The organism is Corynebacterium sp. Marseille-P8863 (genome assembly GCF_946902955.1).
GTDB lineage: Bacteria > Actinomycetota > Actinomycetes > Mycobacteriales > Mycobacteriaceae > Corynebacterium > Corynebacterium gottingense.
The window spans coordinates 276,473-302,066 of sequence record NZ_CAMPQC010000001.1 but is presented as its reverse complement, the minus strand read 5'-3'; the positions used below and the strand labels follow the sequence as shown (position 1 = coordinate 302,066).

At 66.4% G+C, this 25,594-nt stretch carries 23 protein-coding genes and 1 pseudogene; 11 read left to right on the top strand and 13 right to left on the bottom strand.

Features of this window, described 5'->3' with window-relative positions; translation table 11 throughout:
* Nucleotides 1-51 precede the first annotated feature (51 nt).
* Nucleotides 52-1,056 carry an ABC transporter permease gene (locus tag OVO38_RS01500; protein WP_231699057.1) on the bottom strand — a complete coding sequence of 335 codons (1,005 nt, stop codon included), beginning with the start codon at nucleotides 1,054-1,056 and terminating at the stop codon, nucleotides 52-54.
* 89 nt (nucleotides 1,057-1,145) lie between these two features.
* Between OVO38_RS01500 and OVO38_RS01495 the strand changes: the two genes are divergently transcribed.
* A complete protein-coding gene (locus OVO38_RS01495; protein ID WP_095536510.1) occupies nucleotides 1,146-1,748 on the top strand; it encodes a TetR/AcrR family transcriptional regulator in 603 nt (200 codons plus the stop codon).
* Nucleotides 1,749-1,931: 183 nt separating this feature from the next.
* Here OVO38_RS01495 and OVO38_RS01490 read toward each other — a convergent pair whose 3' ends face one another.
* Both OVO38_RS01490 and arsB read right to left on the bottom strand, forming a co-directional pair.
* Nucleotides 1,932-2,339 (bottom strand): low molecular weight phosphatase family protein, encoded by a 408-nt coding sequence (locus tag OVO38_RS01490; protein ID WP_038589864.1) that lies wholly within the window; start codon nucleotides 2,337-2,339, stop codon nucleotides 1,932-1,934.
* A gap of 9 nt (nucleotides 2,340-2,348) precedes the next feature.
* On the bottom strand, nucleotides 2,349-3,428 hold the full coding sequence (arsB, locus tag OVO38_RS01485; protein ID WP_038589861.1) for an ACR3 family arsenite efflux transporter: 1,080 nt from the start codon (nucleotides 3,426-3,428) through the stop codon (nucleotides 2,349-2,351).
* An 82-nt stretch (nucleotides 3,429-3,510) separates the two neighbouring features.
* Between arsB and OVO38_RS01480 the strand changes: the two genes are divergently transcribed.
* Nucleotides 3,511-3,858: an ArsR/SmtB family transcription factor gene (locus OVO38_RS01480; protein ID WP_267207578.1), complete on the top strand. Its 348-nt coding sequence runs from the start codon at nucleotides 3,511-3,513 to the stop codon at nucleotides 3,856-3,858.
* 101 nt (nucleotides 3,859-3,959) lie between these two features.
* Here OVO38_RS01480 and OVO38_RS01475 read toward each other — a convergent pair whose 3' ends face one another.
* The gene (locus OVO38_RS01475; protein WP_267207577.1) at nucleotides 3,960-4,109 is read right to left on the bottom strand and encodes a hypothetical protein; all 150 of its coding nucleotides are present in this window, start codon (nucleotides 4,107-4,109) and stop codon (nucleotides 3,960-3,962) included.
* Between the two features lie 495 nt (nucleotides 4,110-4,604).
* On the opposite strand from OVO38_RS01475, the gene OVO38_RS01470 reads away from it, so the two are divergent.
* The 4 genes from OVO38_RS01470 to OVO38_RS01455 are packed head-to-tail and all read left to right on the top strand — an operon-like array spanning nucleotide 4,605 to nucleotide 8,109.
* Complete coding sequence (locus tag OVO38_RS01470; RefSeq protein ID WP_095547601.1) at nucleotides 4,605-5,495, top strand: MetQ/NlpA family ABC transporter substrate-binding protein; 891 nt, start codon at nucleotides 4,605-4,607, stop codon at nucleotides 5,493-5,495.
* A 21-nt stretch (nucleotides 5,496-5,516) separates the two neighbouring features.
* Nucleotides 5,517-6,401 carry a MetQ/NlpA family ABC transporter substrate-binding protein gene (locus OVO38_RS01465; RefSeq protein ID WP_095277744.1) on the top strand — a complete coding sequence of 295 codons (885 nt, stop codon included), beginning with the start codon at nucleotides 5,517-5,519 and terminating at the stop codon, nucleotides 6,399-6,401.
* Nucleotides 6,401-7,432 carry a methionine ABC transporter ATP-binding protein gene (locus OVO38_RS01460; RefSeq protein WP_267207576.1) on the top strand — a complete coding sequence of 344 codons (1,032 nt, stop codon included), beginning with the start codon at nucleotides 6,401-6,403 and terminating at the stop codon, nucleotides 7,430-7,432. The genes OVO38_RS01465 and OVO38_RS01460 overlap by 1 nt, the downstream gene beginning before the upstream one ends.
* Entirely contained in the window at nucleotides 7,429-8,109 is a 681-nt protein-coding gene (locus tag OVO38_RS01455; RefSeq protein ID WP_095277750.1) for a methionine ABC transporter permease, read from the top strand. Before OVO38_RS01460 ends, OVO38_RS01455 begins: the two co-directional genes overlap by 4 nt.
* Before the next feature lie 157 nt (nucleotides 8,110-8,266).
* Here the strand turns inward: OVO38_RS01455 and OVO38_RS01450 are convergent, their stop codons facing one another.
* Nucleotides 8,267-9,427 (bottom strand): hypothetical protein, encoded by a 1,161-nt coding sequence (locus OVO38_RS01450; RefSeq protein WP_267207575.1) that lies wholly within the window; start codon nucleotides 9,425-9,427, stop codon nucleotides 8,267-8,269.
* A gap of 78 nt (nucleotides 9,428-9,505) precedes the next feature.
* Between OVO38_RS01450 and OVO38_RS01445 the strand changes: the two genes are divergently transcribed.
* Nucleotides 9,506-10,282 (top strand): HAD family hydrolase, encoded by a 777-nt coding sequence (locus OVO38_RS01445; protein ID WP_267207574.1) that lies wholly within the window; start codon nucleotides 9,506-9,508, stop codon nucleotides 10,280-10,282.
* Here the strand turns inward: OVO38_RS01445 and OVO38_RS01440 are convergent.
* Genes OVO38_RS01440 through OVO38_RS01430 form a run of 3 tightly spaced genes read right to left on the bottom strand, consistent with a single transcriptional unit; the run spans nucleotide 10,248 to nucleotide 13,548 of the window.
* Nucleotides 10,248-11,186, bottom strand: a complete 939-nt coding sequence (locus OVO38_RS01440; protein WP_267207573.1) for a sucrase ferredoxin — start codon at nucleotides 11,184-11,186, stop codon at nucleotides 10,248-10,250. The two genes, OVO38_RS01445 and OVO38_RS01440, sit on opposite strands and share 35 nt — an antisense overlap.
* Before the next feature lie 55 nt (nucleotides 11,187-11,241).
* Nucleotides 11,242-12,789 carry a Y-family DNA polymerase gene (locus tag OVO38_RS01435; protein ID WP_267207572.1) on the bottom strand — a complete coding sequence of 516 codons (1,548 nt, stop codon included), beginning with the start codon at nucleotides 12,787-12,789 and terminating at the stop codon, nucleotides 11,242-11,244.
* Entirely contained in the window at nucleotides 12,790-13,548 is a 759-nt protein-coding gene (locus tag OVO38_RS01430) for a hypothetical protein (RefSeq protein ID WP_267207571.1), read from the bottom strand. It lies immediately after the preceding gene.
* 130 nt (nucleotides 13,549-13,678) lie between these two features.
* On the opposite strand from OVO38_RS01430, the gene OVO38_RS01425 reads away from it, so the two are divergent.
* Nucleotides 13,679-14,086, top strand: a complete 408-nt coding sequence (locus tag OVO38_RS01425; RefSeq protein ID WP_122084718.1) for a hypothetical protein — start codon at nucleotides 13,679-13,681, stop codon at nucleotides 14,084-14,086.
* Here the strand turns inward: OVO38_RS01425 and OVO38_RS01420 are convergent, their stop codons facing one another.
* A complete protein-coding gene (locus OVO38_RS01420; protein ID WP_267207570.1) occupies nucleotides 14,087-14,755 on the bottom strand; it encodes a response regulator in 669 nt (222 codons plus the stop codon). It lies immediately after the preceding gene.
* 10 nt (nucleotides 14,756-14,765) lie between these two features.
* Nucleotides 14,766-15,971 (bottom strand): ATP-binding protein, encoded by a 1,206-nt coding sequence (locus tag OVO38_RS01415; RefSeq protein WP_267207569.1) that lies wholly within the window; start codon nucleotides 15,969-15,971, stop codon nucleotides 14,766-14,768.
* A 132-nt stretch (nucleotides 15,972-16,103) separates the two neighbouring features.
* Here OVO38_RS01415 and OVO38_RS01410 point away from each other — a divergent pair, with 132 nt between their 5' ends.
* Nucleotides 16,104-17,270 (top strand): PspC domain-containing protein, encoded by a 1,167-nt coding sequence (locus OVO38_RS01410; protein WP_267207568.1) that lies wholly within the window; start codon nucleotides 16,104-16,106, stop codon nucleotides 17,268-17,270.
* Nucleotides 17,271-17,285: 15 nt separating this feature from the next.
* Here OVO38_RS01410 and OVO38_RS01405 read toward each other — a convergent pair.
* Nucleotides 17,286-17,456: pseudogene (locus OVO38_RS01405) on the bottom strand (transposase); the annotation flags it as partial.
* A gap of 118 nt (nucleotides 17,457-17,574) precedes the next feature.
* On the opposite strand from OVO38_RS01405, the gene OVO38_RS01400 reads away from it, so the two are divergent.
* Together OVO38_RS01400 and OVO38_RS01395 are read left to right on the top strand one after the other, a co-directional pair.
* Nucleotides 17,575-18,282 carry an ABC transporter ATP-binding protein gene (locus OVO38_RS01400; protein ID WP_133064717.1) on the top strand — a complete coding sequence of 236 codons (708 nt, stop codon included), beginning with the start codon at nucleotides 17,575-17,577 and terminating at the stop codon, nucleotides 18,280-18,282.
* Nucleotides 18,279-20,021, top strand: a complete 1,743-nt coding sequence (locus OVO38_RS01395; protein WP_095535325.1) for a hypothetical protein — start codon at nucleotides 18,279-18,281, stop codon at nucleotides 20,019-20,021. Before OVO38_RS01400 ends, OVO38_RS01395 begins: the two co-directional genes overlap by 4 nt.
* Nucleotides 20,022-20,158: 137 nt before the next feature.
* Here the strand turns inward: OVO38_RS01395 and guaA are convergent, their stop codons facing one another.
* Together guaA and OVO38_RS01385 are read right to left on the bottom strand one after the other, a co-directional pair.
* Nucleotides 20,159-21,724: a glutamine-hydrolyzing GMP synthase gene (gene guaA, locus OVO38_RS01390; RefSeq protein WP_267207567.1), complete on the bottom strand. Its 1,566-nt coding sequence runs from the start codon at nucleotides 21,722-21,724 to the stop codon at nucleotides 20,159-20,161.
* Between the two features lie 68 nt (nucleotides 21,725-21,792).
* A complete protein-coding gene (locus OVO38_RS01385; protein WP_267207566.1) occupies nucleotides 21,793-25,470 on the bottom strand; it encodes a Rib/alpha-like domain-containing protein in 3,678 nt (1,225 codons plus the stop codon).
* Between the last annotated feature and the right edge of the window lie 124 nt (nucleotides 25,471-25,594).

Here is a 25,594-nt window from a genome sequence, read left to right as displayed (position 1 = left end):
GGACATGAGAAACACCCGCCGACGCTCGACGGGTGTTTGGGTGGAGACAACCTACGCGGTCTTCTCCTTCGAACGGTCGAAGGCCAGCAGAATCAGGCCAACGACGATCCAGCTGCACAGGACGATCCAGGAACCCTGCGCGTCCGCGCCGTCGAAGAAGCTCAGCGAGCGCACGAGGTAGCCGGTCGCACCAATCGGCATGAGCTGGCCCAGTGCGGACCAGCCGGCCGGCAGCAGCCATGGGCCTGTGGCCAGGCCGGCCAGCGGGTTAGCCACAAAGATGGTCAGCACCGCGCCGAGGCCAGCACCCGGCACGCCAAGAAGTGCGCCAAGACCGGCGGTGACCGACGAGGTTGCGGCGATGCCGGCAGCGATAGCCAGCCACTCCATGCCCACGCTGCCGCTGAGCGAGCCGTAGATGCCGTGCAGCATCCAAACCGCAACACCCGCGCCGAGGATGGACACACCCGTGATGACTGCGACCTTCGACCACTTGCGGCCACGAAGCAGCACGGTTGCAAGCATTCCGGAGATCACGCCACCGAACGCGAGCGGCAGGCCGAGCAACGCGAGGCCCTGGGCCTGCGGGTCATCCTCGGTCGTGGGGGCGAGATCCTCGGTCTCCACCGGCATGCCGGAGGACTGCATGTTCTGGGCAAGGCCATTGAGCATCTGCACGTACGGTGCACCGTTACCGGAAGCGGTGTAGACCGTGGCGCTGCCCTGCCCGATTGCGATCGCGCCGACCGCGTCGCGGTTTCGCACCATATCTTCAGCCTCGTCCTGTGAGCTCACCACGACGAAGTCCGGGTGCTCCTCCTGCTGCTCCGCCTGAGCACGCAGCTTCTCAACGACCGGCTCCGGCCCCGCCACTGCCACCGGCACCCCGTCCGGGCCGGAGGCGAAGGTGGGCGCAAGAAACGCCCACAGCATGAGGCCGAGGATTATCGGCAGGCCCAAAATCAGGGCGATGGTCTTTTTCACGGTGCTGTTGGTGTTGTTGATGCGGCTGCCATCGGTGGTGGCGGTTTCCTGTTGCACCACGGTTGTGCTCATCGTTTCCTCCAAGTGGAACAGACTGTTTCGCTTTTACGAAGTGGATCATATTGTTTCATTTTTCGGTTGTCAAGGGTAAAGTGCCGGATATGCGAAAAGATGCTGCTGAAAACCACAAAGCGCTTGTAGAGGCGGCCACGACGCTCATTGCCCAGATGGGGCCGAAGGTCTCGCTGCGCACCATTGCGAAGGAAGCAGAGGTGGGTGTTGCCACCGCGAGCCGCCACTTCCCTACCAAGGATGACCTCTACCGCGCGGTGCTGGAAAACATCATCGACAAGATGCGCGCGATCGTAGACAAGCACGTTCCCCGCCTCCCCGGCGCCCCCGAGGCGACGTGGCGCTGCGCCATCACTGAGATGGTGGACAACGGCTTCCCTGCCGTCGGCCAAGAATTCCTGCCCGTGTTCGCACCCCACATGGGCCAAGAGGAACGAAACATACTGATAGAAAAGGTAAAAGCCCTCTACCGTCCCCTCCTCACGGAGGCGAAAAAGTACGGGCTGTGCCCCGGCGACCTCGACGTCCTAGACTTCCATTTCGGCATCATCACACTGTCGCGGCCGCTGCCAACCATCGCAGAAGAGGTGTTCGCCCGTAGCAGGGGGTGGCTCGTAGACGTGTTTATCGACGGGCTGCGGGCGCAGGCCGAAGGGTCACAAAGCAACCACTCACAAAGCACAATCGTGTAATTCGTGCCACAATGCGGCGGTGTGAGGATCGAGAAGCAACGCTCCCGAAAACCGTCCAGCAATCCGAAGTACGCAACCTCCCCCTCCACCACCCACTACCGCGGCACGTCGCCGGCACGCATGCAGGCGTCACGGTTCCGCAATAAGCAGCGCATCCCGATGACTCCGGCGTATTAAAGGCCGTTACAGGAGTTCGTCGATAAGCGAGCGCACACGGGCGTCAATGTCGTCGCGTACGAGGCGCATGCGCTGCATGCCTTCGATGCCGCGGAGCGAGGGTTCGTCGGTACGCCAGCGCTCCAGCGTGCCGCGTGCGTCGTCGGGCATGTCCACCTGCGCGTCTTCGCCGAGCACCACAACGCGATCAACGCTGCGCAGCAGTTCCGGATCGATGGGTTTGGGCGTGCCGCGCGACATGTCGGCGCCGGCCTCTGCGATCGCCTCGACCGATTCCTGGTTCAGCGACGTGCCAGGTTTGGTGCCCGCGGAGTGGATGCCGAGCTGGCTACCCGCGTGCTTCTCGGCGAGCGCCGCCGCCATCTGGGACTTTCCGCCGTTGCCGACGCACACAAACAAGACTGAGGGCTTCATAACGTCTCCTTAGGACAATTTGGGCAGGGTTGGGTCACCCGGGAACAGTTTCGGGCCGATCCCACGCATGAGGTAGACGAGGCCGACGAGGATAGGGATCTCGATAAGCGGCCCGATGGTGCCCGCCAGCGCCTGGGCGGAGGTGGCGCCGAACGTGCCGATCGCCACTGCGATGGCCAACTCGAAGTTGTTGCCGGCAGCCGTGAACGCCACCGAGGCCGACTGGGCGTAGTCCATGCCGGACAGTTTGGCTACCAAGAGTGCAATAGCGAACATGCCGACGAAGTAGCACAGCAGCGGGATCGCCACCCGTGCCACCGTCCACGGCTGGGAGAGGATCTGGTCGCCTTGCAACGAGAAAAGCAGGACGATTGTGTACAGCAGGCCGATCAGCGCGAGTGGGGAGATCCGGGGCAGGAAGGTGTTTTCGTACCAGTCGCGGCCCTTGGTGCGCTCGCCGATAATGCGAGACAGCAGCCCGGCCAACAGCGGGATACCCAAAAAGACCAGCACGGAGGACACGATCGCCCAGAACGAGAACTTCACCGAGGTGGTTTCCAGCCCCAGCCAGGCAGGCAGGATTTGCAGGTAGAACCAGCCGAGTACGCCGAACATGACCACCTGGAACACCGAGTTGATAGCTACCAGCACTGCGGTGGCTTCCCGGTCAGCGCAGGCGAGGTCGGACCACACCAACACCATGGCGATGCAGCGGGCGAGACCGACGATGATCAAACCGGTGCGCAGCTCCGGGGCATCTGGCAGGAAGATCCAGGCGAGCGCGAACATGAACGCGGGGCCGACAATCCAGTTCAAGATGATGGACACGGTCATGAGACGTTTGTCGGTGGCAATCTCGCGGGTCTTGTCGTAGCGCACCTTGGCCAAAGGCGGGTACATCATGACCAGGAGGCCGAGCGCGATCGGAAGCGAGATGCTTCCGACTTCGAGACTCTCAAGTGCGCCCGAAAGCCCCGGCACCGCTCGGCCGAGGGCGAGGCCCGCCGCCATGGCGAGCATGATCCACACCGGCAGGAAGCGGTCAAGAAACGACATACGCTCTACCGGCTGAGAGGTTGTGTCTTCCATCTGGAATCCTTATCTATTGACAGCATTCAAAACGAACACTAAACAGCATATTTATCACTGTCAATATGACGAGGTAGGAAGAATGACCGATTACGTCGCCACCACAGAAAACACCGGCCTCGACTGCTGCTCGCTGGGCTCCGGCTTGCTCTCCGAAGACGACGCGACGCGTTACGCGGACCTGTTCAAAGTTTTAGCGGACCCCGGCCGACTACAACTTCTCTCCAGAATCGCCGAAGAGGGCTGCGAGCCGATGAGCGTGGGCGAACTCACGCAACGCTCCGGGCTAAGCCAACCGACAGTTTCCCACCACCTCAAAATGCTTACCGAGGCCGGCCTCCTAGAAAAGAGCCGCCAGGGCAGGACAGTCATACACCGGCTGCGCCCGGAGCTGTTCGAGGAACTTCGCACCGTGCTACAGATGGACTGAGACTAACGGGCACAGACCCTCTAACTCCCGCAGCACGTAGCTTGGCCACGTCTTCTAATGCATACGTCGCGGTGATTTGGGGTCGTTACCGCCGGAGAGGTTCACTTGCGACAGACGTACCCGGCGCGCAGCGCGCAGTGGTTGAGCCAGACGTCGTCTGCACGCGGTGCAACGACCAGAAAACGGTGCCGCTCGACGAGACGAATGGCCATGCCAGGCGGGCAGAGCACGCCATCGACGCCGGTGATCACGCTGTGGCCGGGGAACTTGCGGCAGGTTTAGCCCTCGCGCAGCCCCACCTCCAGCTTTAAGCACCAATATCGCGCAACGTTTCAGCTGCGCGGCTCGCGTCCAACTCACAGCGGCACCGGAAGAGGTCGCCGCCCGAATCCCCTCCCCGTACCGCTCAGAGATCGAAGCTACTGATCACGGCTCTAGCTTCATCACCGGTGCGCCGGACTGGGACGATCTTGCATGGCATTTGCTCTGGGTATGTCGCGATTTAGACACTCAACTACTCATGGATTCCAGCCCCGAAGCCGACCATCTGCGCGACGCACTGCGCCGCATTGCAACGGACGCGCAAAATGCCGAAGCAAACACAGCTCGCAAAGATACGCATGGGCCAATTCCAAAGACAATATAGACAGCTTAGTAAGCAATATGCCGTGAAAATAGACTAAGCGGTACATTGGGTGCTAGATTTCTATCCGTCAACAATTCCCATACTCAACAAAGGAGCCAACATGCGTATCCCGCGCACTCTCGCCACGATCGCGACCTCCACCCTTCTTGCCACCAGCCTCGTCGCCTGCTCGAGCGAGTCCGGCGACACGGCCGGCCAGAACACCGACGGCGACGGCAACGTCACCGTCAAGATCGGCACCACGGATGCGGACCAGAAGGCGTGGTCCGTCTTCTCGGACCTAGCCGCCGACGAGGGCATCGACCTGGACATCGTCCAGTTCTCCGACTACGCCCCGGTCAACGAGGCGCTCGCGCAGGGCGAGCTGGACCTGAACAAGTTCCAGCACATCCTCTACCTGTCCTCCTATAACAAGGACTCCGGCAACGACCTCAAGGTCGTTGGCTCCTCCGAGATTTACCCGCTCGCCCTGTTCTGGAAGGATCACGACTCCCTCGACGGCATTGAGGGCGAAGAGGTGGCCATCCCCAACGACGACACCAACCAGGGCCGCGCCATCAACGTGCTGGTCCAGGCAGGCCTGCTGGAGTTGAAGGACGGCGCTGACGAGTACGCGCCGGCTCCGGTCGATGTAGACACCGAGGCGTCCAAGGTCTCCGTGGTCCCGGTGGACGCATCCCAGACCCCGTCCGCGTACGGTGAGGGCCGCCCGGCAATTATCAACAACTCCTGGCTGGACCGCGCCGGCATCGAGCCGGATCAGGCCATCTTCCAGGACGACCCGGGCTCCGAGCAGGGCGAGCCGTACATCAACGTGTTCGCCTCCCGCGCCGAGGACGTGGAAAACCCGACCTACGTCAAGCTCGCCGAGCTGTGGCACGACCCGGCCGTGACCGAGGCGGTCCAGGAGGACTCCCGCGGCACCGCCGTTGAAGTCACCCGCCCGGCCAACGAGCTCAACGACATCCTCGACCGCCTGCAGAGCAAGTAGTTAGCAAAGGATTTTACCGTCATGCGTACCAACCGTTTCCTCGCCGCAGCAGCGGCCTCCGTCATCGCCGCGACGAGCCTTGTGGCGTGCGGCTCCGAGTCGGATTCGTCGAATAGCTCCGGCGACACCACCACGGTGAAGATCGGCACCACCGACGCCGACCTCAAGGCGTGGTCCGTGTTTGAGGAGCAGGCCAAGGAGCAGGGCATCAAGCTGGACATCGTCCGCTTCTCCGAGTACCCGCAGGTCAACCCGGCGCACACCGAGGGCCAGATGGATGTGTCGAAGTTCCAGACCATCAACTACCAGGCGCAGTACAACGCCACCTCCGACGAGGATCTCCGCATCGTCGGCTCCGGCGAGATCAACGTGCTGGGCCTGTTCTGGAAGGATCACGATTCCGTCGACGGCATCGAGGGCCAGGAGGTCGCGATCCCGAACGACCCGTCCAACCAGGGCCGCGCGATCAACGTGCTCGTCCAGGCCGACCTGCTGAAGCTGAAGGAGGGCGCGCCGAAGCTCACGCCGACCCCGGCAGACATCGACGAGGCCGCCTCCAAGGTGAAGGTCGTCGCCGTCGACGCCTCCCAGACGCCGAACGCGTACCACGAGGGCCGCCCGGCGATCATCAACAACAACTGGCTGCAGCGCGCCAGCATCGACCCGGCTTCCTCCGTCGCCGCGGACGACCCGAACTCCGAGCTGGCCGAGCCGTACATCAACGTCTTCACCGTGAAGGCGGACGAGGTGGACAACCCGACCTACGAGAAGCTCGTGGAGATCTGGCAGTCCGCCGAGGTCACCGAGGCGCTCAACGAGGACTCTAACGGCACCGCCGTGCAGGTCCAGCGCTCCAAGGAGGACCTGAACAAGATCCTCGATGAGCTTGTGGAGGAGTACAAGTAATGTCCACCGCCGGCACCCGGATCGAGTTCCGGGACGTTTCCAAGGTCTTCAAAACCGGCAACCGCGAAGTCACCGCCGTCGACGGCGTCACGCTCACCGTCGAGCCGGGTGAAATCCTCGGCGTCATCGGCTACTCGGGTGCCGGCAAATCCACGCTGGTCCGCCTCATCAACGGCCTCGATTCCCCCACGGGTGGGCAGTTGCTTCTCGACGGCACCGACGTCGTCGGCAAGTCCGAGCGCCAGCTCCGCAACATTCGCCGCAATGTCGGCATGATCTTCCAGCAGTTCAACCTCTTCAATTCTCGTACCGCCGCTGGCAACATTGAGTACCCCTTGAAGCTCGCGGGCGTCGATAAGCAAGAGCGCAAACGCCGCGTGAACGAACTGCTCGACTTTGTGGGCCTGGCCGAGCGCGGCAAGAACTACCCCGAGCAGCTCTCGGGCGGACAGAAGCAGCGCGTCGGCATCGCGCGCGCCCTGGCCACCAACCCCTCGCTGCTGCTCGCCGACGAGGCGACCTCCGCGCTCGACCCCGAGACCACGCACGAGGTCCTCGAGGTGCTGCGCCGCGTGAACGAAGAGCTCGGCATCACCATCGTGGTGATCACCCACGAGATGGACGTGATCCGATCCATCGCCGACAAGGTCGCCGTCATGGAGGCCGGCAAGGTCGTCGAGTACGGCAGCGTCTACGACGTCTTCTCCGACCCGCAAACCGCGGTGGCCAAGCGCTTCGTCTCCACCAGCCTGCGCAACACCCCCAACGAGGTCGAGGCACAAGAGCTTCTCGACGCCGCGCCCGGCCGCCTCTTCACCGTCGACCTCTCCGAGGACTCCGGCTTCTTCGGCGCCGCCTCCAAGGCCCGCGAACGCGGCGTGAGCGTCCAGCCCGTGCACGCGGGCATTGCCACCCTGCAGTCGCACTCCTTCGGCAAGATGACGGTGCGTCTCAACGGCGACGACGACGCCATCAACGAGTTCCTCCACACCCTGCAGTCCACCACCGACATTGAGGAGATCACCCGATGAACGAAATGATCCTCGCCGAACCCGACTGGGACCGCCTCGGCCCCACCTTCATCGAATCCATCGGCGACACCATGTGGATGGTGGGCATCACCATGGTCGTCGGCGGCTTCTTCGGCCTGCTTCTGGGTATCTTCCTCTACACCACCCGGCCGGGCGGCATTCTGCAGAACGCGGTGGTGTACTGGATCATCAACATCGCCGTGAACTTCTTCCGGCCGATCCCGTTCATCATCATGATCGCCATGCTCTACCCCATCACGCTCGGTGTGGTGGGCACGACCATCGGCCGCGGCGCCGCCACGTTCGTCATGTGCTTCTCCGCCACGTTCACCGTGGCCCGCATCGTGGAGCAGAACCTGGTGGCTATCGACCCGGGCGTGATCGAGGCGGCCCGCTCCATGGGCGCCGGACCGTGGAAGATCATCCAGTCCGTGATCCTGCCTGAGGCGCTCGGTCCCCTGATCCTGGGCTACACCTTCATCTTCATCGCCGTGATCGATATGTCCGCGATGGCCGGCTACATCGGCGGCGGCGGTATCGGTGACTTCGCCATCGTCTACGGCTACCGCCAGTTCGAGCCGCAGGTCACCTGGGCGGCCGTGATCGTCATCGTGGTCGTGGTCCAGCTCGCGCAGCTGCTGGGCAACGTGCTGTCGAAGAAGGTCATGCGCCGGTAGGTGTAGGCTGCGCCGGTTCTATTTGACGAGAACCCCTTGACGAAGGTGCTGGGATTCACCAGCGATCTCGTCAAGGGGTTCTCGTCATGTGTCTTGTCGGGGCCGCGCACGTCCCGTCGGCCGCGCAACCCCGTGGCCCCGCAGCCCGACGGTCAGCCTAGAGCTCCTCGGCGAAGAGCGTGACGTTCTCTGCGGCCAGCATCTCCATGGTCAGGTCGTCGACGGGGATGGCCTGGAACGCCGCGCGGTCGGGCAGGCCCTCGTCGGTAAGCTGCCCGGCGCTGGCGTCCATCACAGCGACCATCCGGACGTACTGGTCGGCGGTCAGGCTGGCGACAAGGCCCTCAATGGTGTCCTCGTTGTCCTCGCCGAACCACCACGGCGGCACCAGGTCGTTCACGGCGCGCGGCAGCCAGGATTGAATGTGCTCGAGGAGCCCCATCAGCGCGTCCAGCTCGAGCGCCTGTGGCTCGGTTCGCTCGGCCATCCTGGCCACGACGTCCGACATGTGCAGGGGGAACTCGTAGCGGGGCGAGTGGGCCGCGAGGAATTTCAGGGACTGCGCCAGGGCGTCGATGACAAGGCGTCGATAGGCGTTGTCCTCCTGGAAGGCGTCGGTGAAGCGCAGATCGCTGACGTGCTTGGCATAGGCCGCCTCGGCGTAGAAAGACGCGGGAGGCAGGCCAGGGAGGGCGTCGAGCATGCGCTCGGGCACCGCGGCGAGCGCGCGGAGAACGCCGAACGCTGGGCCGTCGGTGCGCAGCGTCACGGCCGCCATGATGTCCGCAACCTCGGCGTACACCTCCAGCTCTGGCGCCGGGTCCTCGGTCCAGAGCGAGGCGTGGAATGCCAGCCCCTCGTCGGTCTGCTCCGGCGCGGGCAGGAGGCCCGGCAGCTCCGCGCAGACCTGCTCGACCGCGCCCAGGTCGAAGTCGCCGGCCGCGATCCACCCGCGGCGGGCGAAGTACCGAGCCGGGACAAAGCGCGGGTCCAGCTCCGACAGTCGCGCCAGTTCCTGGTCGATCCGGTTCAGGCGCAACATTGCCTCTGCGGGCGAGATCCCCTCGTCGAGCGCCTCGCGCAGCTCCCCGATGCCGTTGAGCGTGTGTGCCAGCGACTCGACCGCCTCGTTCGGGTATTCGGTCGGCAGCTCCTCGGAGCCGGTGTATTCGTCCGCGGCCTCCCGCACCGCGTCGACGAGAGCCTGCGCGAATTCCGCCTGCTCCTCGTCCTCGGGGCGGAAGAAACGCGGCGCGACCTCGGCCTGGATCTGCAGGGGTGCGCCGCCAGCATTTGTTTCCCATTGTGCGATAGCCATACGGGAAGTATATGGGCGCGGACGCGATGCTGTCGGTGCAAGTTCATGGCCTCGTGCTGCACCCCTAGACTCGTCAGTATGAAGATCGCGGCCTTTGACTTCGACGGCACCCTCCACCACCCCGACGAGCCGAAGGGGTTCAGCCCCGCCGACCTTGCCGCGATCAGGGCGTGGCGCGAGGCCGGCCACCTGGCCATTTCCGCCACGGGCCGCTCCCGCTCCGCCCTCGCCTACGGCATGCGCGGCAGCACGCTCGCCTTCGACTACCAGGTCCTTTCCAACGGCGCGTCCGCCGCCACGGGCGACAACCGCGAGCTCATTTTCGGCTACACCATCGACCCGGACGTGCTCCTTGCTGCGATCGACACCTTCGGCGAGCGCGCCGGCCTGGCCGTCTACGGCACGACCATCGGCCCCATCGACGGCGTCTTTGCCGACAACACCGGCGGGGTGAGCCACTTCACCGAGCACTTCACCCCCATGACCCGCGCGGACATCCCGAAGCATCAGTTCGCCGTCGTGCCGATCTGGGTGCCCACGGATGAGGCGTTGCGCCGCGAGGTGGTCGCCTGGGGCGAGTCGCTTGCCGGGAACTACACCGTCGCGCAGAACCAGCAGTACGTGGACATCATGGCGCCGGGCCGTACGAAGGGCGCGGGCATCCTCGAGCTCCTCGACCGCCTGCACATCGACCGCGCCGACGTGGAGCTTTACACGTTCGGCGACTCATGGAACGACATGTCCATGCACGCCATCGCCGACCATTCCTACGGCTTTACGCACTCCCCGGCCGACGTCCGCGCGGCCACCGACCACGTGATTAGGCGCGTGGCGGACGCGCTGTCACCGCGGTAGGCACCCAGCTCTCGCCGTCCTTCGCGGGCTTACCGCACGACGGCACGACCCCGGAAATCTCCTTGCGCGCAAGCTCCACGGTGTAGGACGCCCCGTGCTTATCGACGCGCACGTATCCCCCATCACCCGCCACCGCAACGTCGGTGACTTCCAGGTCGCCGTAACGCACCTGCTCGCCCGCGCGCGAAAGCTCGGCCGCGACCGCAACCTCGGCGGCCTGCGCCGGCGCGCTCAGCGTGCCACGCCCCCGGTTGCCGGGGACGAAGTACTCGCCGCGCAGCGCTGCCTCCAGCATGGCGTCGGTGGCCTCGAAGGTCATCCGGCCGAAGCTGTACGCCCAAGGCATGAGCAGCATTGTCGGCGCGAAGCGGTGCCCCTTGATGTGCGAGGTTTCCCACACCACGTCGTTGCCCTGACCAAACGGATACTTCTGCACCAGCTTGTTGATCATGCTGCGGCCCTTCACCGCGCAGCAGCGGTCGCGCTTGGCGTGCGTGCATACAAGCAGCAGTGGCTTGGTACGCGCAGTCGCGCCCACTGCGGCATTCTTGCCCGGGCCGGACAGGTCCAGCTCCAGGAGTGCTTCGGGGCCGTCGACGTGCATGACCTCGGTGGCCTCGTCCTCGGCGAAGACGAGGTAGACGTGGTGGTCGTCGATCTGGCGGCCCTCGCGCGTGGGGTGGCGGATGAGGAGCAGGGAGGCGTCGTACTCGGCGAGGTGCGCTTTGAGCTTCTCGGTGAACTCTGCCCCGAGCGTGCCGCCGTCGAGCACGTCGTGGGTCCAGGCGTGCGGCCACTCGAAGAGCACGTACGTCGAACCCGGCTTCGCCGTGCCGGGAAGCGACTCGACCTGGACGTCGGAACAGGACGCGGCCGGGGTACTGGTCAACGTTTCCTCACTCATGGCCTCTACCCTACAACCTTTAGGGTGCCCTAATACACGGCCCTAATACACGGCCTCAATACACCGCTTCGACGCGCCAGCTGCGCCGGGTCCACACCAGCAGCCACGCTTCCTCGACGCTGCCCGCCTCCGGCTTCTCACCGACGACCTGGAGTCGCGCCACGCGCTGCCCGGCCGCACCCCACCAGCCTTCGTCCACGGGCCAGGGGCCGGCCCACCCCGTGACCAGGTACTTGTGCTCGCCCCAGGCCAGCGCGTAGGGGTCCGAGGACAGGAGGGCTTCGGCGGTGACGGTGATGGGGTTGGCGTGGGCGTCGATAAGCATGATGCGCGAGGCCGGGTGGTCGAGGCCGCCGCCGAGGCGGGCAGGCAGCGGCGCAGGGATCGCGCCCGGCCAGGGACGCGCGGCCGTGGCGGGAGGCTGCTCACCGAAGGGGGAAAAGGCGATGCGCTCGGCCACGCCGCGGCCGCCGACGGCGCGCGGCTGGACCACTGCGTCGATGCCCAGCTGGGACTGCACGCGCTCGATCACGCGGCGCGCCTCGCCGCGCGTCTGCGCCGCCCCGCCGCCGAAGAGCTCGCGCGCCTCGGGCGCGGCCAGCTCGAGTGGCTCCAGGATGAGGGAGGTGATCGCGCCGGCGCCGCCGCCGGTGAGCCAACCGTCGAGCTGCCAGCGCACGCGGTCCGCGGTGGCGGACTCGGTGAGTGCTTCGCGGGTGCGCCAGACGCGCTCGACGCGCTCGCCGGTGGCCAGCTCCGCGATCACCTTCAGGCGCAGGCAGCTCGCGCCGCGCTCAGCAAGGCGCTCGTGCAGCGTGGCGGCCAGCGCGCGAGCGGCGAACGCGGCGGCGTCGACGCGCTCGATCGGGTCCTCCGGGGTCAGCCCGACGGCCAGGTCCGCGGCCGGGAGTTCGGGGGCGACGCGGCGATCCGGTGCGGCGCTCGCGATGCGGTGGATGCGCATCCCGCCGGCCCCGAAGCGGGTGGTCACCGCCTGCGGGGGCAGCTGCGCGAGCTGGCCCAGCGTGGTGATGCCCAGCTGGCCGAGCGCGTTGACGGTCTGGATGTCCGCGCCGAGCGCCACCTCCGCGACCAGGATGTTCAGCGGCTGCTGCGCGAGGAATTGCGCGGACGCGCCCGGGGCGACGAGCTGTGAAGTGCGCGTGGCAATCACCGCGGTGGCCAGCTCGTCGGCCGCGCCCACGAAGGCCTCGATGCCGCTGCGCTGGGCGGCGTCCAGCATCATTTCCAGCGCTGTGTCCTCGCTGCCGTGGAAGCGGGCCGCCGCCTGCAGGTCCGCCGCGATCAGGCCGGGGCGCAGGACCTCGACGGAGGCGGCGACGTCGTCGAGCCCGCCGGCGAGCGAGGCGAACATGCGCCCGTCGCGGTCCGGGTTGTCCTCCACCACCGTGAGCTCCGGCGCGAGCGCCTGGGCGTTGCGCACCCGCATGCCGCGGCGCACGCCCGCCCGGCGCGCGGCCTGCGAGCACACCTTGATCCGGTGCTGCGCGGCAATGGCAATCGGTTCTTGCAGCGTATCGGCCGCGTCCAGGGTGGCGGCCTGCACGGGCCAGTCGGGGAACCACAGCGCCGCCACCCGCATTTAAGGCACCGCCTTCAGGCGACGGCCGGGGGCAGCGCTCGCAGCACCCGCAGCGCTCGCCGGCCCCGCGCCGAGCGTGAGCGTTACCGTCGCGCCCGGCCATCCCTTCGCCTCGGCGCGCACGCGCACGTCGATCCCCCGGATGCGCCCCGTGCCTCGGCCGATGCCGTGGAACTGCGCGATCTGCCCGGTGACCCGCAGCGTGGGCGAAGGCACCGACACGTTCACCGCCACCAGCGCGGCGTTGCCCTTGCGCAGTCGCGCGAGCAGTGGCCGGGCGCGCACCGGGCTCAGCTGGAGCGCAGTCCGGGTGCGCAGCACCACCAGGTCGAGCCCCTCCGCGAGCACGCCCGCCACCGCGAGGTCCTCGATCCCCGGCTCCGGCACCGCGATCACCCGCTCGAGCGCACTGGCCGCCACGCCCGCGTACGAGAGCTCCGGCCACCCGATCACGCCCGCGCTGCCTCCCGCCCCGGCAACGCGGTCGAGCAGCTCGACTACCAGCGCGGGCGTCTCGCTCACCTGCGTGACAGCGTGGCGCGGCAGCCCGCCATTCGGCAACACCTGCGAAAAACCGCCGCCCACAGGCAGCACATCCTCACCCACCACAACGTTCGGCGCTGCCTGCCCGCCCATCTCCGCCATCCGGGCGCGGAGCTGCGCAATCCGGGCATGCCGATCCACGTCAGGGACACTTTCCACACCCTGACCTGCGCTGTTCTGCACCCCGCTGAGCGCTCGAATGGACGTTCTGTTCACGCCACATAGTATGCACCCCGCCCCGAACATGGGCAACCGCCGAGGTCGCACGGGTTTGCGAATATAGCGAGCCACGCTTCTCGACGCCACACCCTCCGCCACCCCACCTACTCCTGCTACAGTACTGCCCATGTTCCCCAGCGACATCCGCTCCCGCGTCACCCCGATCCCCACCCCGCTCGCCGTGCGCGCCGCGGGGTCCGCGGGGGTGGCCGGGTCGGTCGCCATCATGGCGTCGTCGGCGCCAATCGCGGTCCGGGCGGTCGTCGCGATTGCGTGCATCGCGGTGGCGCTCGGTGTGACGCTTGCACACCCCTACCGGCGCGCGATGCGCGAATTTGCGGCGCAGAAAGGTGCGTCCACGGTGGCGTCGATAAGCATGCTCGTGCCGTTGATGCTCTGGTGGCTGCTGCTCATGCTTGCGCCGCTGCTGCAGTGGCCGGTGTGGGGCGCGCTGCTCGTGTTCGTGGGACTCTTCGCGCTCGCGTGGCTACTATTTCCTCACGTCGACGGCTCGCGGCGGCTCGCCTACGCCTAGCTAGTCCAAGTCCCGGTCCGCAGCCCAGCGGGTGAGCTGGTGGCGGTTGGAGGTCTGCGTCTTGCGCAAGATATTCGACGCATGCGTCTCCACCGTCTTCACCGAGATGAACAGCTGCTTGCCAATCTCCTTGTAGGTGTAGCCGCGGGCGAGCAGGCGCAGCACCTCCAGCTCGCGGCGGGTCAGCGCGTCCACGGCCGGGTCCTCCACCTTGACCGGCTCGCCCGCCGGGTCCTCGACCACCCCGCCCGAAGCGAAGGCGTCGAGGACGAAGCCGGCCAAGCGCGGCGAGAAGTACGCATCCCCGCCGTCAACTCGGGTGATCGCCTCGGCGAGCTCCACACCATCGATGTTCTTGGTCACGTAGCCGCGGGCACCCGCGCGGATGAGCGCGATGACGTCCTCGGCCGCGTCGGACACGCTCAGGCAGAGGAACTTCGTGGCCAACTCCCCCTGCTGTGTCTTCTGCACCGCGCGCAACACCGCCAACCCGCCGCCGTCCGGCATGTGCACGTCGAGCAGCACGACGTCCGGGTTGCTCGCGCGGATGCCCTCGATCGCGTCGGCGACGGTGCCGGACTCGCCGACAATCTCGACCTTTTCCGCCAGCTCGGCGCGCACGCCGGCGCGGAACACGGAGTGATCATCAACTAGAAAGACGCGAACCATACCCATAAGGCTAACTGCGCGACAGGGTCAGCTCTACTTCTGTGCCCTCTCCCGGCGCGGACGTGATCCGGGCAGTCCCGCCGGTGCGCTCCATGCGGCCGATGATGGAATCGCGCACCCCGTGACGGTCCTCGGGAATCGAGCCCTGGTCGAAGCCCGCGCCGCGGTCGCGCACGAACACGCTGAGCTCGCCGCCGAAGTGCTCCGCGTAGACGTCGATCGCTTCGGCGCCGCTGTGCTTCGCGGCGTTCACCATGGCCTCACGCGCGGCCAGCGCCACCGGCTCGTTGTCCTCCGTGAGCGCGGGGTCCTCGCCCACCGTGACGGGGCGGATCACCACGCCGAAGGTGTCCTCGACCTCCCCGGCCGCCCGGTTGAGCGCCTGGAAGAGTGAGGCGGGCGTCGTCGAGGGGTGCTCGGGGGCGTCGAAAAGCCAGGCGCGAAGCTCGCGCTCCTGGCCGCGCGCAAGGCGGGCGACCTCCTCGGGGTGCTCGGCCTGCTTTTGAATCAGGGCGAGGGTCTGCAGCACCGAATCGTGTAGCCGGGCGGCGATCTCCGCGCGCTGATCCGCTACCGCCTTCGCCTCGCGCTCCGCGAGCAGCGAGGAAGTCAGGCGCATCAGCAGCGGGATGACCAGCACCGCCACGCCGCACACCGTGACCAGGACCGACACCACCACCCCGGTGATGCCTGCGCGCTCGCCCAGCATCGCGATTGCAAACACCCCGCCCATCACCAGCAGCGCACCCATCGACAAGGCGATCACGTTCGCCGTCGTCCCCATCTCCCTGTCGTAGGCCTGCAGCGCCAGCACCGCGCCCACGGTAAACAGGCCGAGGACGAGCACCACCGAGCTGCCGAAGCCGCTCGACACCTTCAGCGAGGCGAGCGCGCCCGCGACCGCCACCGCCACCAGCACGAGGTTGACCACCCGCGTCCAGCTCTGATGTCCCACGATCTCCGGCGTCACCGCCGGCTCAGCGTCGGTGGCCTTCGGCTCCAGCGGCGTGGTCATCCACAGCGCCGCGTAGGCCAACGCGCCAGCGCCGCCGACGAATGCGCCAACGATGAAAAACAGGCGCACCCAGCGCTCGTCCACCCCGAGATACCGCGCCAGGCCCGAGGCGATGCCTGCCACCATGAGGTTGCGGCGGCTGCGGGTGAAGCGCGAATACAGTGCGGGGGGCTGCGCTGCGTACGGGGTGGATTTTGCCATGCCCTTAATTCTTCCACCCGCACCTGCAGCGCGGATCGGGGACAACCCTGACTTTTCCGCGCACCCCGCCGCGCGCAAAGTTCAGGGGAATTCCGGATGGTCGCACACCCTCTGACCGGCGATAATGAAGGTATGGAAACGACACAGACCTTCACCAAGATGTGGGAGACCCGCCCGCCCCGCATCCCGAAGGACCAGGGCGGCAACGCGGTCCTCGCCGGTGTGGCCGAAGGCTTCGGCGCACGCTACAACATCGACCCCGTGATCATCCGCATCGCCTTCGTCGTCCTCACCCTCTGCTTCGGCGGCGGCCTATTCCTCTACTTCCTGTGCTGGATCAACATGGGCCGCTTCGGCGTCCCGTTCAGCCCCTGGTCCGCGCTCGCCACCGGCCGAGGCAACATCGCGCGCGAGTCGAAGACGGGCAAAAAAGAACGCACTCTGGCGATCTGGCTGCTCATCGGCATGTTCGTCTTCTTCCCGTCCCTGTCCTACGCCAGCGACGGCACCACCATCTACAGCGCCGCCATCACCTTCGCGCTCTTCGGGCTGGGCTGGTACCTGCTCTACCAGCGCGCCCCGGAGCCACCCGCCGGTCTGCTCGTGCCGCAGCAGGGGCGCACGCTTCACGACGCCCACCCGTCCGGCCCCTACACCACCCCCGGTAACACCGACGCAGGCGGATCCACCGCGTGGCGAGCAGACGCGGCCGAATCCCCAGAGAACCCTTACGCGCAATCCGCCACGGCGAACCTGACCACCCCGCCGGAATTCCCGCACCCCGCCACCCCGCCGGCGTGGGACCCACTCGGTGCTGCACCGGAGCTGTGGCACCTGCCGGATCCGAACAGCGAGGCCGACGCTTCCGACGACGACACGCCTCCGAAAGGCTCCAAGCGCAGCTGGTGGATCGCCATCGCCGTCGTAGTCGGCGTGCTCGTCCTGGGAGTGATCTCCGCCGTCGTCGAGAACGGTAACGCGGGCAACATGTTCGGCGGTTCCAATATCACCACCACCACGGAAACCGAGGTCAACAACGTCTCCGAGACCATGGGCGACGTGAACGTGGACTATCGCGACCTCCCGTCCCTCGATCAAGAGCGCACCGCCACGCTGCACACCAACATCGGCAACGTGGACGTCGTGCTGCCGAAGGACGTGCCGGTCGAGGTGCGCTGCTCGACCAACCTTGGCTCGACCGACTGCCCCACCGATACCGTCAACCCCGATGCACCAGGCAAGACGCTGCGTATCAACGCCACCACCAACATCGGCAACGTCACCGTCCGCGAGCCTTAAGGGGCCCTTCCGGTTTTAGAGTGCGTTGATTTTGTCCTGTAGTTGTCCGGAGTGGATCAGGCACCGCAAGATGTAGTGGTTGAGGTTTTTGAATCCTAGGGCGATGCCGCGTAGGTGTTCGAGTCTGCCGTTGATTGCCTCGACGGGGCCGTTGGATGCACCGGTATCAAAGTAGGCGAGCACATCTTTATGAAAAGATTGTCAATTATCTATGCCCTGACATTGGGCCGTCGCGGGATCATTCTGGATGAGCCGACGAACGGTTTAAACGATGAAATTGTCGAACGCTTTTTGACAACGCTACGTGAATATCGCAGCACCCGTACTGGGGCAGCGTATGCGCTCTAACAAGATAGGAATTGTGATGGTCGCAATAGTTTGGAATAAAATCTCTTTTCGATACTCGAAATATGGGCCATATATTCTGCGGGATGCCGCGCTGTCGTTGTCACGGCCTGGCATCTACGCAGTCCGGGGCCCATCGGGAAGCGGTAAATCCACGGTTCTGGATCTGCTAGCCGGTCTGCGCTCACCCAGTGAAGGCAGGGTAACCATCGACGGTAAACGGTTCGGAAAGGGCGCGGCCAAGAAGCTCACCTCGTGGCGGGCCGCGCACGTCGGGTACGCACCACAGGCACCGACCCTCCTGCCTAGCCTCAGCTGCCGGGAGAACCTCGAGCTGGCAGTTCACGTCGCCGGACGGGGCCTCGACGCCCAGGGCAGGGATGAGCTGCTTGGCACGTTGGGCATGCAGCCTTTCACAGAGGCCCTGCCGGGGGAGCTATCCGGGGGTCAACGCCAGCGCGTTGCGGTGGCCCAGGCACTAGCTTCCCAACCGGACTTGGTGCTCATGGATGAGCCCGTCAGCGCGCTTGATGGAGCGAATGTCACCGTGGTCGAGGACTTGTTGCTCCAGTCGGCGAAGCGGGGAGCGATAGTGGTCTATTGCTCCCACCGTGAGCTTTTCGACGGGCAGGCAAAAACGCTGCTGCAGATGGGGCATAGCTCATGAAGACCATGACTCCCACCGCCGCCTACCGGAGAGAGCTGTCGGTGACGGCGCGCCCCTTCATCGGGGGAATCGTACTGGCTGCGGTAGTAATAGGCACGCTCGTCGGCACCATCCTTTACGTCGCATTCTCGACTGGCGGAAGCAGCGACTTCAAGGCCGGCGTGACGAATATGAGCCTGATTGCGATCATCCCGGCATTCGCCGGGATCCGGTTGGCGCATCAGAATTTTATCGCTGACCACCGAAATACCTTGCAAGCGCTGCGGATTCTCGGCATAGGCAGGGCGTTTTTCACCAGGCGCCTGCTCCTGCAAGGGGCGTGCCTGGCGCTTCTGGCAAGCGCTTCCGCGGTCGTGTTGGGACGGTTGTTAGCGACGCCGCTTTTCAAGGTGATTCTGCTAGGGCTCAACAAGCAACTGCCAGATCACTGGGGCTCGCCCATTGACGTTGCCTGGTCGTCACTGCTGGTCTTAGTCCCCCTGTACCTCCTCGGCGTGGGGATTCTCAACGTCGACAAGGTGCTGGCCAAAACCGGGGATCGGGGAGCGGCGACAGTAGGTAAGTCCAAATCCTTGGTGGGGCTGGTTGGCCTAGTGCTCGCAGTGGTCAATATTGCCGCGGGTATCTGGTGTATGGTGACGACTCCGCCAGGGCCTGTCGTGTTGATATTCGTCTTCACCTTGCCGTTCCTCGCTGTCACACTTGCCGGCACCTTCGCCCGGGCGCTAGCTCGTTGGGCAGCCGCAGCGATCAAAAAGGTGAGCGGATGGTCGGCACCCGCGCTAGGCATCCGCTCCTCCGAAACCGTCGGGACGACCTCGAGGGTGGGGCTTGCTACCGCGCTCGTAGCCATTCCGCTGGCAGGCTTCACAGGTGCACAGACCTCGTTATGGGCGGCAAATTACGTAGGCTCCCAGAATTTCCAAACGGTCCCTGTCGTCGTTGGCCAAGATTTTCGCCTACTGGAAGCGCAGGAAGCAGACGGTGTATGTGAGGAGATCGGCGACGACTGCCGTGGGGTCGTCTACTGGCAGCCTTCGGACTTCGAATCCGCGGGGGAGACCTCCGTACCGATGGAGAAGGCGAATGACTATTCTCTGGCCGGATCGAATGACCACGTGATAGGGCAGCTACTCTCGCCCGCGGCGCCGGTGAAAGCTCACAGCCCCTTCTACCCAGACTTCATGGTGCCGTTCTCCGGTATTTCTAGCGAGTCTCCGGTCAAACCGGAATGGGGGCTTCCCGTGGTCGCAGAATCGGCTAGCGCACCGGATCATCTCCGAGTGGAGTCCGCGCAGGATTGGGTACGGCATGTGGATATGGATAGCCAGATCATGTACGGGCCCCACGGCGACGGAACCGCCGGCTTCGTACCCATCGCGGCCTACACTCTGCTGGCGATCTGCCTGGTCCTCGCGGTCTCTGTGATGGGCAAGCGGGCCAATTTGCATGCGTTCTTCTCACCACTGCGTCTTCTGGGCCGTACCCAAGGCGCGATCCAGCGAGCAGAGTTCTGGGCAATCCTCTTTCCGTACTGTGTTGCCATGCTGACAGCGCTCCTAGTGGGCATCTGGTACACGGTCGCCGTCCATGTCGCAGTCTCGGCGTACCCGGGGGCGCTGCTGCCTTACCTTCCCCCAGGGCTATGGGTGCTCTTTGTCCTCGTCTTCTTAGGCACGAGTGCGACTGCCTTCTTGCCAACTCCAGACAAGGACGAGCGTGGCGCAGATGCGCCCTAGACACTGGCGTGCCGGCGCCTAAACCCCATTAGTTGGACCCCCTACATTCCTCGTACACAGAGAACGCGACAACCGCCGTCTTGCATGGACTGCAAGACGGCGGTTGTCGCGTCAGGCGTGCGCCTACACACGCAGACTTACTCCCACTCGATGGTCCCCGGCGGCTTGGACGTCACGTCCAGCACAACGCGGTTGATCTCTGCGACCTCGTTGGTGATGCGGGTAGAGATCGCCTCGAGCGTCTCGTACGGGACGCGGACCCAGTCGGCGGTCATCGCATCCTCGGAGGCGACAGGGCGCAGCACGATCGGGTGGCCGTAGGTGCGGCCATCGCCCTGGACACCGACCGAGCGGACGTCGGCAAGCAGCACGACGGGGCACTGCCAGATCTGCTCGTCCAGGCCAGCCTTGGTCAGCTCCTCGCGCGCGATCGCGTCGGCGGCGCGCAGGGTTTCCAAGCGGTCCTGGGTGACCTCGCCGATGATGCGGATGCCCAGGCCTGGGCCCGGGAACGGCTGACGGTTCACAATCTCCTCGGGCAGACCAAGCTCGCGGCCGACGGCGCGGACCTCATCTTTGAACAGGAGTCGCAGCGGCTCGACGAGGGTGAACTCCACGTCGTCCGGCAGGCCGCCGACGTTGTGGTGGCTCTTGATGTTGGCGGTGCCGGTGCCGCCGCCGGACTCGACCACGTCCGGGTACAGGGTGCCCTGGACGAGGAAGTCAACGCTTTCATCCTCGCCGGAATCCGCCAGGATTCCGGCGACGGCGCGCTCGAAGGAACGGATGAACTCCGCACCGATCGCCTTGCGCTTGGCCTCCGGCTCAGTCACGCCGGCGAGCTTGCCCAGGAAGGCCTCGCGCTCGTCCACGGTGACCAGCTTCGCGCCGGTGGCAGCGACGAAGTCGTTTTCCACCTGCTCGCGCTCGCCCTGACGAAGCAGACCGTGGTCCACGAACACACAGGTGAGACGGTCGCCGATGGCGCGCTGCACCAGCGCCGCGGCCACGGCGGAATCCACACCACCGGACAGGGCGCAAATCGCGTGGCCGTCGCCGACCTGCTCGCGCACCTGCTCAATGAGCTGCTCGGCGATGTTGGAGGCGGTCCAGTTCTGCTCCAGGCCTGCAACCTCGGTGAGGAAGCGGGTGAGCACTTCTTGGCCGTGCGGGGAGTGCATGACCTCGGGGTGGTACTGCACGCCGGCGAGCTTCTTGTCCACGCACTCGAAGGCGGCCACCGGTGCACCCGGGGTGGACGCGGTGACAGTGAAGCCCTCCGGCGCCTCGGTGACGGAGTCGCCGTGCGACATCCACACCGGGTGTTCCTGCGGGGTGTCGGCGTGGAGCACGCCGCCGTCGACAAGCATATTGGTGCGGCCGTACTCCCTGGCCCCGGTCTCAGCGACCTTGCCGCCGAGCGTCTGGGTCATGATCTGGAAGCCGTAGCAGATGCCAAAGATGGGCAGATCCAGCTCGAAGATCTCCGGGTCCAGCTGCGGGGCACCCTCGGCGTACACCGACGACGGGCCACCGGAGAGCACCAGCGCGGCCGGGTTTTTCTCGCGCACCTCAGCGGCGGAGATGGTGGACGGGACGACCTCGGAGTAAATGCGAGCCTCGCGCACGCGGCGGGCGATGAGCTGCGCGTACTGGGCGCCGAAGTCGACGACAAGGACGGGGCGATTTTGCGGAGTAGTCACGGCACAGAGTCTAGCCCACGGCCCCGCCGCGGCACCACGCGCGCCCAATTGGCCCTGTCTACCGCGGCCTACTGCGGGGCCGACGATCCTCCCTGCCCCTGCGTCTGACCCGCCGCAACCGCAACGCCAAGCGCAACAATGCTGGTCAGCACCACTCCGCCAGCGGCAGCGGCTCCGCCGAGGTGAAAGCCTGACCCCTCCAGCGCAGCATCCAGCGCACCGGTGACCTCGGGTGGCAGCGCGCGCAGCTGCGCGTCGAGCTCATCAAGCGCCGGTGTCAGCCCCGGCACCTGTACCTGCTGTGCCAGCGCAATCGGGACGAGCAGCAGCAGCGGGCTGGCCGCCAGCGCGAGGAGCATGCTTGTCGACGACCCGCCGACCCCACTCCCCGTAGACCCGCTACTCGACGAGCCCGGCTTGCCCTGCACCCCGTCCCGCGGCGGGGTGGTGGTTGGCGCCGTGGTGGGCACAGAGGTTGTCGTGTGAGACGTGACAGTGGTCGTTGTCGTTGACGACGCCTCAGTTGTCGCGGTTGTCGGCGCAGCGGGCGTCGTGACCGTCGGCCGAACCGGCTTTGCAGTCTGCGCCGGCCCGGAAGGCTGCGCAGTCGCTGTTGGCTCTGCGGTCACGGTCGTCGCGCTCGCCTGCGTCGTCGCGCTCGCCTGCGTTGTCGCAGCCGCCTGCGTCGTCGCAGTCGCCCGCGTCGTCTGAGGGGTCGCCGTAGTCGACTGGCCGCCGCGCGCCACCTTCGCGGTAAACGCCGCGTCCTGCGTGCTGCCGTCCGGGTAGGTCAGCGCAACGCGCACCGGGGTGGCGTCCCCGACCTTCGCACCGGCGGGCGGGCGCAGCGTCACGGTGCCCTCGCCGTCCGTGAGCGCGACGTCCCAGCCGCCGGGGCCGGTCGCGGCGACGACGGTGCCCTCCGGCAGCGCGTCGCCGACGTTCGCGGACGACAACTGCGCCCCGGCGTCGCCGGCGACGTCGCGCCACTTCGGGTGTAGGTTCGCGGCCAGCGAGGTCACCGCTACCGGCAGGGTCAGCTGGACGCGCTCGCCGCCGGGCAGCGTGGCCACCACCGGGATGTCGTAGGACCCGGCCACGACGAACTCGGCGTCGCGCTTCCGCGCGGCGGGCGTGAGCGTCGCGGCGCCGGTGGCGGGGTCGATCGCCACCCAGTTGCCATACGGCGAGCCTTCTGCCAGGGCGAACGTGGCCGAGTCGCCGAACCCGCCCGGGGCCTCAGACCGGGTTGTCTCCCCCGCGGGCGCCACGACCGTCCCCTCGGGGTAGGCGCGCGCGTCGGTCACCCGCACGGTCACGTCCTGCGTGTCGCTGCTGCCGTCGCCGTAGGTGGCGGTGATGCGCAGCGTCGCGCGGTCCCCCGCCTTCGCGCCCGCGTCGGGGTGCACGGTGACGGAGTCGCCGTTGGCGGAGGCGGACCAAGATGTGGCGTCGATAAGCGATGCCTCGACCACCGCACCTTCCACCGAGTCGCCCGAATTGGCGACCTCGATCGGCTCGCCCTGCGGCGCGCTGGCATCGGCCCAGGTCGGCGCGGTGCGGTCGCTGACCGTGCGCACCGTCACCGGGACCTCGATGTCGCGAGTCGCGCCGCTGTGGTCGGTCACGCGCACGCGCAGCGTCCGCTCGCCGGCCTGCGAAAGCTTCGGGGTGTACGAAATGGTGCCTTGCTTATCGACGCTCCCCTCACCCCCAACAACCGCAAACTCCAACCCCTCGCGCACGCCCTCGAGCGGCGCGATGGTCACCGGCTCGCCCACCTGCGCCTCGGTCCGCGTGGGGTAGGCAACCTCGGAGCGGTTCGCGCCGACCGTGACGGGGACCTCGATGATGCGGACGTTGCCGCTGCCATCCTCTGCGCGCACCGGCACCTGCACCTGGCCCGACGGGACCTTCGCGTCCGGGCGCAGCGTGATCGTGCCGTCGGCGTCTACCTGCGCCCACGTCGGCGTCGGCCCGGTGTAGCCCGGCGCGCCCGAGTCAGCCTCCGTGACCGGCGCGAACGCGATGTTTTCGCCCGCGGGGGCGGCGACCTTACGCTCCTCGTCGCGGGCGATCCGCTGCGGCGGGTAAGGGGCATCGCCCAGGTCAGCGACGTTATCCCCCGGGGGTGCGACAACGGTGACGGTGAAGGTGTCGGTGTCAACCGTGTCGGGCTTGCCCTCCGTAGTGTCGGAGTACTTCGTTGTCGCCGTGAGCGTCGCGGTCGTGCCGACCTTGGCGTCGGCGGGCGCGGTGACGGCGATGGAGCCGTCCGCGTTGGCGGTGGCGGCGAACCCGTCGGTGTCGGCTGCGACCGAAGTCGTGGCGTCCTCGCCCGGCAGCGTACCGGCAAGCGGGACGCGCACCGTGGTCGTTCCGCGCTCCAGCGTCGCGTCGTCCCAGCGCGGCTCGTACTGGGCGGCCAGCGGGGTCACGATCACGTCGACGCCGAAGAGGGAGTGCGACCCGTCCTGGAAGTCCACCCGCATCTGGACCTTGTGCTTGCCCACATGCTCGGGCGCGGTCGGGCGCGCCACGATGCGGCCTTCCTCCACGGATACCCACTCGGCGTCCGCGCCAATCACGGTGAACGTGGGGTTCACCGGCTGCTCCGGGTCGCCCGCGATGCCGGCGGAATCAAACTCCGGGAGCGCGGCGCTTCCCTCCTGCCCCGTCACGGTGGTGATCGGTGCGACCGCGCGGGGGACGTAGTTGTCCTTGTCGGACAGGTTGCCAAAGAAGACGTAGAGCGGGACGGTGTCCCACGCCTCTTCCATCGTGCTGTCGTCGAACGTGGTGAAGGACTCGCCGTCGTGGGCCTTCCAGCGGAAGCGGATCGGCAGCGCGCCGCCCGCGTAGCCCTGGTTGGTCAGCTCCTCCAGCTTCTTCTCCGCGTGGATGCGCAACTCCTGGAACTGGCCGTTCGCGTCGTTGACCACCTCGACGTTGACGTACTGGGGATCAAGGAGCGGATTGCCAGGGTTTTCTTCCTGCGGCTGCGGCTCCACGACCAGGTCGGCGTTCCAGATCCCGTCCGGCCAGAACCCCGGCGTCTCGCGCTCCTTGCACCGCACCAGTTCCTCGCCCGGCTTCTCCCCGCACTGTGCTTGCGGGTCCTTCCACGAAATGTCCTTCCGCGTCAGCGTGAGTGTCTCTCCCGGGGTCAGCGGGATCGGGCGGCGCGCAAACCGCGGCTCCTCCACCGTGGCCGGGTTGTTGTACGCCTCGTAACTCTCCTCGTTGTTAAACAGCACCACGGTCAGGTGCTGCGTCCAGTCGTGACCGTCCGGGTAGGTCACCTTCACGCTCAACGACACCACCTGCTCCGGCGTGCTCAGCCTGTTGGTCATGCGCAGATACGCGGAGATGTCGTTGGTGATGCGGATTTGCCCGGTGTTGGAGTCCACCTCCAGCCACTCCGGGCCGTCCACCTTGGTGTAGGTCAGCGGCTGCGGTGGAGTCACCTGCTCGTATTCGGGGATGAAGTGCGCGTACACCGGCGGGTTGAACGCGTCGCCGCGCTCGACCTGGTCGCGCAGGACGTACAGCCAGTTGCCAAACTCGGGCCGGTAGAAGGTGAACAGGGGGTAATCGCTCGCGCCGGCGTCGCCAAGCGGTGTCTCAGCCGAGTTGGACACGTCGGAGGCCGCAGGGGCTGATGACGCTGGCGGCGCGCACAACGCGACGGCAGTCACGGTGGTGGTGACAAGTGCTACTGCAGAACGAACAATCCGTCCACGCATTTCAGTTCTCCCAAACTTTCCGCCGGACTAGAGCACGACACGCGCCAAAGTAAGGGCGCATGAGCCTTCCATAAAAACTAGTAGGCGTTGGCGCAAAATTCCATAGGAAGCGGCGCGCCCGTGC

What these genes read in the sequence shown, in the direction of transcription:
- OVO38_RS01435 (WP_267207572.1), bottom strand. Translation starts at nt 12,789, where the DNA reads ATGCGGGTGGCGGCGCTGTGGTTCCCCGACTGGCCCGTGCAGGCCGCC.
- OVO38_RS01450 (WP_267207575.1), bottom strand. Translation starts at nt 9,427, where the DNA reads ATGGCTATCGCACAATGGGAAACAAATGCTGGCGGCGCACCCCTGCAG.
- OVO38_RS01460 (WP_267207576.1), top strand. Translation starts at nt 6,401, where the DNA reads ATGTCCACCGCCGGCACCCGGATCGAGTTCCGGGACGTTTCCAAGGTC.
- arsB (WP_038589861.1), bottom strand. Translation starts at nt 3,428, where the DNA reads ATGGAAGACACAACCTCTCAGCCGGTAGAGCGTATGTCGTTTCTTGAC.
- OVO38_RS01455 (WP_095277750.1), top strand. Translation starts at nt 7,429, where the DNA reads ATGAACGAAATGATCCTCGCCGAACCCGACTGGGACCGCCTCGGCCCC.
- OVO38_RS01495 (WP_095536510.1), top strand. Translation starts at nt 1,146, where the DNA reads ATGCGAAAAGATGCTGCTGAAAACCACAAAGCGCTTGTAGAGGCGGCC.
- OVO38_RS01490 (WP_038589864.1), bottom strand. Translation starts at nt 2,339, where the DNA reads ATGAAGCCCTCAGTCTTGTTTGTGTGCGTCGGCAACGGCGGAAAGTCC.
- OVO38_RS01410 (WP_267207568.1), top strand. Translation starts at nt 16,104, where the DNA reads ATGGAAACGACACAGACCTTCACCAAGATGTGGGAGACCCGCCCGCCC.
- OVO38_RS01440 (WP_267207573.1), bottom strand. Translation starts at nt 11,186, where the DNA reads ATGAGTGAGGAAACGTTGACCAGTACCCCGGCCGCGTCCTGTTCCGAC.
- OVO38_RS01425 (WP_122084718.1), top strand. Translation starts at nt 13,679, where the DNA reads ATGTTCCCCAGCGACATCCGCTCCCGCGTCACCCCGATCCCCACCCCG.
- OVO38_RS01385 (WP_267207566.1), bottom strand. Translation starts at nt 25,470, where the DNA reads ATGCGTGGACGGATTGTTCGTTCTGCAGTAGCACTTGTCACCACCACC.
- OVO38_RS01395 (WP_095535325.1), top strand. Translation starts at nt 18,279, where the DNA reads ATGAAGACCATGACTCCCACCGCCGCCTACCGGAGAGAGCTGTCGGTG.
- OVO38_RS01445 (WP_267207574.1), top strand. Translation starts at nt 9,506, where the DNA reads ATGAAGATCGCGGCCTTTGACTTCGACGGCACCCTCCACCACCCCGAC.
- OVO38_RS01465 (WP_095277744.1), top strand. Translation starts at nt 5,517, where the DNA reads ATGCGTACCAACCGTTTCCTCGCCGCAGCAGCGGCCTCCGTCATCGCC.
- OVO38_RS01500 (WP_231699057.1), bottom strand. Translation starts at nt 1,056, where the DNA reads ATGAGCACAACCGTGGTGCAACAGGAAACCGCCACCACCGATGGCAGC.
- OVO38_RS01470 (WP_095547601.1), top strand. Translation starts at nt 4,605, where the DNA reads ATGCGTATCCCGCGCACTCTCGCCACGATCGCGACCTCCACCCTTCTT.
- OVO38_RS01415 (WP_267207569.1), bottom strand. Translation starts at nt 15,971, where the DNA reads ATGGCAAAATCCACCCCGTACGCAGCGCAGCCCCCCGCACTGTATTCG.
- OVO38_RS01480 (WP_267207578.1), top strand. Translation starts at nt 3,511, where the DNA reads ATGACCGATTACGTCGCCACCACAGAAAACACCGGCCTCGACTGCTGC.
- OVO38_RS01420 (WP_267207570.1), bottom strand. Translation starts at nt 14,755, where the DNA reads ATGGTTCGCGTCTTTCTAGTTGATGATCACTCCGTGTTCCGCGCCGGC.